At 65.8% G+C, this 594-nt stretch carries 1 protein-coding gene; it reads left to right on the plus strand.

The genetic code is table 11. The features are described from left to right. The coding region (locus tag IMZ11_RS43415; RefSeq protein WP_228649513.1) for a sensor histidine kinase KdpD at nt 1–541 on the plus strand (541 nt) is incomplete at its 5' end. Nucleotides 542–594 lie beyond the last annotated feature (53 nt).

The following is a 594-nucleotide window of genomic DNA, read 5'->3' on the forward strand; positions in this document are numbered from 1 at the left end:
GTCCCAAACCGAACGCCTCGGGGAGCTGGTCACCAACCTGCTCGACCTTTCTCGCGTCGAAGGCGGCGCAATTCCATTGCAGATCAGCAGGTTCGATGTAGATGCGTTCCTTCGTGAGGCCGTCGAACATGTCTCCGTGTCAGCGACCGATACGCCGGTGACCGTCAAGGTGACACCGCCGGACCTGAAGGCAGTGGCGGACCCGGCGCGGTTGCGGCAGGTCGTGGTGAACCTTGTGGACAACGCCCTTCGGCACAGTCCGGCCGGTGGCCGGGTGGCGGTGCTGGCCGCCCGGGATGCATCAGGTCTGCGGATCGAGGTGACGGATCAGGGGCCGGGCATCGCACCCGCTGAACGTGAGCGCGTCTTCGAACGATTCACCCGTGGTGCGACCTCGGACGGCGGAACCGGTCTGGGGCTGGCGATCGCGCGGTGGGCAGTCGAATTGCACGGGGGTGTCATCGAAGTGATGGACACCGAGTCGGGATGTCGGATCAGGGTGAGCATCCCTGAGTCCGCGATGGGGGAGAGGCCGAGATGACGACAACAGTTTCGGGATTGCCGGCACCACTGATCGGGCCGGCGCTGCCGCGC

The sequence above is a fragment of the Microtetraspora sp. AC03309 genome, assembly GCF_020826795.1.
In the GTDB taxonomy this organism is placed as follows: Bacteria; Actinomycetota; Actinomycetes; order Streptosporangiales; family Streptosporangiaceae; genus Microtetraspora; species Microtetraspora glauca.